At 43.5% G+C, this 4817-nt stretch carries 6 protein-coding genes; all 6 read left to right on the top strand.

Annotated features, from left to right (window positions below):
* The first annotated feature begins 312 nt into the window (after nt 1-312).
* The 6 genes from ACFE90_RS36270 (at nt 313) to ACFE90_RS36295 (ending at nt 4635) form a co-directional block, all read left to right on the top strand.
* On the top strand, nt 313-1173 hold the full coding sequence (locus ACFE90_RS36270) for a phycobilisome rod-core linker polypeptide (RefSeq protein WP_375507082.1): 861 nt from the start codon (nt 313-315) through the stop codon (nt 1171-1173).
* A gap of 41 nt (nt 1174-1214) precedes the next feature.
* Nucleotides 1215-1964 (top strand): phycobilisome rod-core linker polypeptide, encoded by a 750-nt coding sequence (locus tag ACFE90_RS36275; protein WP_375507083.1) that lies wholly within the window; start codon nt 1215-1217, stop codon nt 1962-1964.
* 101 nt (nt 1965-2065) lie between these two features.
* The gene (locus ACFE90_RS36280; RefSeq protein WP_375507084.1) at nt 2066-2821 is read left to right on the top strand and encodes a phycobilisome rod-core linker polypeptide; all 756 of its coding nucleotides are present in this window, start codon (nt 2066-2068) and stop codon (nt 2819-2821) included.
* Between the two features lie 118 nt (nt 2822-2939).
* Nucleotides 2940-3470 carry a phycobiliprotein lyase gene (locus tag ACFE90_RS36285; RefSeq protein WP_375507085.1) on the top strand — a complete coding sequence of 177 codons (531 nt, stop codon included), beginning with the start codon at nt 2940-2942 and terminating at the stop codon, nt 3468-3470.
* Between the two features lie 201 nt (nt 3471-3671).
* Nucleotides 3672-4295, top strand: coding sequence for a chromophore lyase CpcT/CpeT (locus tag ACFE90_RS36290; RefSeq protein ID WP_375507086.1), 624 nt, complete (start codon nt 3672-3674; stop codon nt 4293-4295).
* Nucleotides 4273-4635 (top strand): CpeR family transcriptional regulator, encoded by a 363-nt coding sequence (locus tag ACFE90_RS36295; RefSeq protein WP_375507087.1) that lies wholly within the window; start codon nt 4273-4275, stop codon nt 4633-4635. The genes ACFE90_RS36290 and ACFE90_RS36295 overlap by 23 nt, the downstream gene beginning before the upstream one ends.
* Nucleotides 4636-4817 lie beyond the last annotated feature (182 nt).

Here is a 4817-nt window from a genome sequence, read left to right on the forward strand (position 1 = left end):
GCCCAATACCCTATCCCCATTAAAATCAAAATCGTTTGTGCAAACTGAGTGCAAAATTCTCTCATTTCATCATAATTTACAAATCTTGATGCTCATCGTTACGCTCTCATAAGAAAATGATCATAACAAAGCGTATACAACGCCTAAAAAGCTTGAGCATATAGGAAATCAAAACTTCCATGCTTATAGAAGCTGGCAATTTGAGTTGCAACAAATTAATCCAGCGATTTGATTGGTCTAGGTGAGCAATCTGAAATTTATTTACAAATTGAAACAATTTTTTTAAACTTTCGTTAATAGGAGAAACAATTAATGCCATTTGGACCAGCTTCACGCCTGGGAGTAAGTTTATTTGATGAAACCCCTCCCGTTGAGTGGGTATCAGGTCGCTCACAAGAAGAAGCAGAAACAATCATTCGGGCAGTCTATCGGCAAGTATTAGGCAATGCCTATGTGATGGAAAGTGAGCGGCTGGTTGTGCCCGAATCCCAATTTAAGCGGGGTGAATTGAGCGTCCGCGAGTTTGTCAGAGCAGTAGCTAAATCTGAACTCTATCGTTCTCGCTTTTTCACCAGTTGTGCCCGCTACCGGGCGATCGAACTCAACTTCCGCCATTTGCTGGGTCGTCCACCACTTGATTTAGAAGAAATGCGGGCACACAGCACCATTCTTGATAATCAAGGGTTTGAAGCTGAGATCGATTCTTATCTCGATAGTGATGAGTATCAGTCTACCTTTGGGGAAAACTTTGTGCCTTACATCCGAGGCTACAAAACCGAAGCTCTTCAGAGCATGGTGCAATTTACTCACACCTTCCAGTTGGTGCGGGGTGCTTCCAGCAGCAGCCTGAAGGGTGACCTGTCGGGCAAGGCTCCCAAGCTAAATTCATTAGTAATTCAAGGCATACCCACAGCAGTAATTTCACCTGCTAGTGCTGGAGCAACCTTCTCTACACCTTCGACTAGTGCGCGTACTCGTCTTGGAGTCGATGCTAGTGCTGGTGGTAAAGTTTACCGCATTGAAGTTACAGGTTATCGTGCCAAAACCTTCAATAGTATTTCCAAGTTTCGCCGTTCCAACCAAGTCTTTCTGGTGTCATACGAAAAGCTCTCTCAAGAGTATCAGCGCATTCACCAGCAGGGCGGTGTGATAGCAAGTATCACTGCTGTATAAATTCGGGTGCAAACTTAAAAAATTGAGGAGCATAGATTTCAATGGCATCCCAAACAATTCTTGAACTTTGGCCCGGTAGTGGCTTAGAGGAAGTTCAAACTATCATCCGTGCAGTTTACAAACAAGTTTTAGGCAACCCTCATGTCATGGAGAGCGAGCGGTTGGTGACAGCAGAATCACAATTGTGCGATCGCTCCATCACCGTGCGGGAATTTGTTCGCGCCGTTGCCCAGTCAGATTTTTATCGTACCCGCTACTTTGAGTCTTGCGCTCCCTACCGTTTTGTAGAACTTAACTTTCTGCACTTGCTTGGTCGCGCACCTCAGGATCAAAGAGAAGTGTCTGAGCATATTGTTCGCACTGTCGCCGAGGGCTACGATGCTGAAATTGATTCCTACATCGATAGCAGTGAATATCAAGCAGCCTTTGGCGAAAACGTAGTACCCTACGATCGCGGTAGAAGCAGCGAAGCCAACTCCAAGCAAGTAGGCTACAACCGGATATTTGCCCTTGATCGCGGCCCTGCCCAAATTGATAGCTCAGTCAAGTCTGCACAATTGGTCTATGCAGTTGCAACCAACAGTGCCAATGCCATTAAAGCCTCTTCGGCAACTGTGATTGGTTCTGGTACCGAAAAACGTTTCAAAATCGTAGTCACAGGTTCCAAATTCGACAGCCCCCGCCGCATCAGTACGACTGAGTACATTGTTCCAGCTAGTAAAATGACCCCGCAAATTCAACGGATTAATCGCACTTCTGGCAAAATCGTCAGCATTACTGAAATCGCATAACGTTTTCCAGGGTGGGCAATGCCCATCCAAGATGATTAACTTTTTTAATTTACAATTTTTCAAAAAATCATACGAAAATCCTAAATTTAGGAGTCATTAACATGGCACTTTGGATAGAAGCCGAGTTTGTTGAATTACGAGCCAACGCCACTGAGGATGATCTGCAAGGCGTGATCCGAGCAGTGTATCGGCAAGTTTTGGGCAATGCTCATGTATTTGATAACCAACGGCTTACCAGTGCAGAGTCTCAATTGCGGAACAGTGACATCACTGTTACTGGCTTCGTCAGAGCCGTGGCTCAATCTGATCTATACCGTTCGCTGTTTTTTGAAACTTCTTCTCCCTATCGTTTTATCGAATTAAACTTCAAACATTTGCTCGGTCGTGCCCCGCAAGATCAGGCTGAAGTGGCGGAACATGTGCAAATTTACAACACCCAGGGCTACGCAGAGGAAATCAACTCCTACATTGATAGCGCTGAATATATCAGGAGTTTTGGCGACAATATTGTACCCTCTGCCCGTGGTAATCGTACCCAAGCTGGCGTCAAGAATGTCGTTTTTAACCGTAGCTTTGCATTGATGCGGGGATTTGCTGCCAATGATTTGGGCAAATCAGCAAAATTGATTAGCGACATTGGCACTAACCTCGCTACCAAAATTGTTTCCCCGCCTCGTGGTTCCGGTGCTATCAGCAATACAGGGAAGCGGTTCCGTGTCGCTGTCTCCAAAGCCAATTTTGGTGTTCAGATGACTAAAAGCATGGCATTTGACGTGGGATACAACCAGCTAGCCCAGAAAATTCAGAGCATCCAGAAAACAGGAGGCAAGATTCTTAGTATCACGGAAATAGCTTAACGCTACCAATGGAGAATTTACTAGCCTCTAACATTTTGTATATAAATGGTCTGTAGGGGTAAATTGGGAGATTCTCCAATCCAAAAGCAAATAGCTAAAAACACAAACCAAAGAGTTGATGAATATTACGGAGTTTGTTGCAAATTCTATTGGGCGTTGGCGATCGCAACGTAGTGCCCATCATTTAGCATTCGGTCACTTTGAAGCGGTACAGTCTGAGATAGATATCATTGCTCTCCCAGATAACGATCCGGCAGTAATTGACTTGTGTAAAACCTATAACATTGATCCTCAAACAGTTGTTTCTCCTTTTCGGATGAGTTGGGAAGGCCAATCAGACTGGGATGAAAATGAAATCAAAGGTAGTTGCGTCCTAGTTCCTATCCCCGATCCAACTCATCCCCATCGTGGTAAACTCCTGCGCGATCAAGGCTATGCCGAAACGATCGCAGCGGCTGGCGATTATTACTTAACAGAAGACAGCACATTCGTGCTAGTCACCGCCTACGATCGCGCCGCCGCCGAAGAAAAGATATGGTTTGTCAACCCCAATGTCCGTTGTCGGGTTTCTCTAATTAAAACCAGCGCTGGTACAGGAGTTGTCACTGCCTCTTTTTCTTCCGAAATCCGCCAGAATATTCACAAATAAACTAGCTCCAAAAATGGCTCTCTAGGCATTTCTAGTCATATATATACAACGTTAGAGCGTGCAGTCTCAATATGAACTGACCACGTTAGTTTCGTCATGTCATAATTTTGAATTTTGCAGAAAGTGCGGTCTTGGGTAAAGCCCAAGAGGAGCAACTTTACAAGACAAATTCTGTATTGTTTATTTATCCTTAATCTATTTATGAATTCTTCACCACCACATATCCGCGACAGTACATCGAATCATTTAATCACCCTAGCTCGTTGGATGTCAGGGGATTTCAGCAATTATAAACAGGCATTTGAAAATTCTAAAGATTACGCCCATATTCATGTATTATTTCGTCCATTACCGTTTGAATTCTTCTCAGGAATTGGGCTTTATTCAGAACAGGTTTATGACTATGATTTGTGGAAACCTTATAGACAGGGAGTACATCGCTTAGTAGATCATGGCGATGAGATTTATATCGAAAACTACAGTTTAAAAAATGCCCTTATCTATGCTGGTGCAGCCCGTGAGTTAAGCATTCTTAGAACCATCACCCCAGATTGTATCGCGCGCAGATATCACTGCTCGATGATTTTCAAACGAGAGGGAGATAGATTTATAGGCGCTGTTGAGCCTGGAAACTTGTGCTTAATTGAGAAAAATGGCTGCCAGACTTATCTCGATAGTTACGTTGAAATCACACAAACTACTTGGGTAAGCCTAGATAGAGGGCTGGATGTCAATACACACAAGCAGGTTTGGGGATCTACCTTTGGGGCTTTGCGGTTTGAAAAGCGGGAGAGTTTCGCCCATGAAGTCCCAAACATCCTATGATCTTTCCCTGCCTAATCTGGCCATTAAAGCGAATATGCTACCCCCAGAAGCGCAGAAAAAAATGCAGTGCTGGATTCGCAGCAGGCATTTAATTTGTTCAGGTCATTTCTTTGTTTTTGAAACCGTAGATTATAGTGCTATTGAGCGTTTTTCCCAATGTGTAGGAGCGTTAGGAGGCACTATTATTTCAGTTGATCCAAGTAATAAAATTTGGATGGGCGATCATCGTCAAGTGATTCTGTATCAAGCAAAAGCCAGTTTGCATACACCCTGCCACAATTTGAAACAATATTGGATAAAATACGGAGGCTTTCGCACCCGATTTGATGAGCAGGCGTAAAGTCAGTAAATCGCAAAGTTTTCCTCAAAAGCGCCAATCATAGCCTACGTATACCCTAGTTACTAATAATACGAAATATCAAAGTAAGATTTATATTAGTAAAAATGTTTTCAAAAAATGAAATCATGAGGGATGTAAGCTTAGGGACTTCCAAATAAAAAAATATACCATCGCTATAGAGG

Source organism: uncultured Nostoc sp. (assembly GCF_964245445.1).
Classification (GTDB): domain Bacteria; phylum Cyanobacteriota; class Cyanobacteriia; order Cyanobacteriales; family Nostocaceae; genus Nostoc.

Bases quoted from the DNA above. Each gene is read 5' to 3' on its own strand.
- ACFE90_RS36270 (WP_375507082.1), top strand. From the start codon at position 313: ATGCCATTTGGACCAGCTTCACGCCTGGGAGTAAGTTTATTTGATGAA.
- ACFE90_RS36275 (WP_375507083.1), top strand. From the start codon at position 1,215: ATGGCATCCCAAACAATTCTTGAACTTTGGCCCGGTAGTGGCTTAGAG.
- ACFE90_RS36280 (WP_375507084.1), top strand. From the start codon at position 2,066: ATGGCACTTTGGATAGAAGCCGAGTTTGTTGAATTACGAGCCAACGCC.
- ACFE90_RS36285 (WP_375507085.1), top strand. From the start codon at position 2,940: ATGAATATTACGGAGTTTGTTGCAAATTCTATTGGGCGTTGGCGATCG.
- ACFE90_RS36290 (WP_375507086.1), top strand. From the start codon at position 3,672: ATGAATTCTTCACCACCACATATCCGCGACAGTACATCGAATCATTTA.
- ACFE90_RS36295 (WP_375507087.1), top strand. From the start codon at position 4,273: ATGAAGTCCCAAACATCCTATGATCTTTCCCTGCCTAATCTGGCCATT.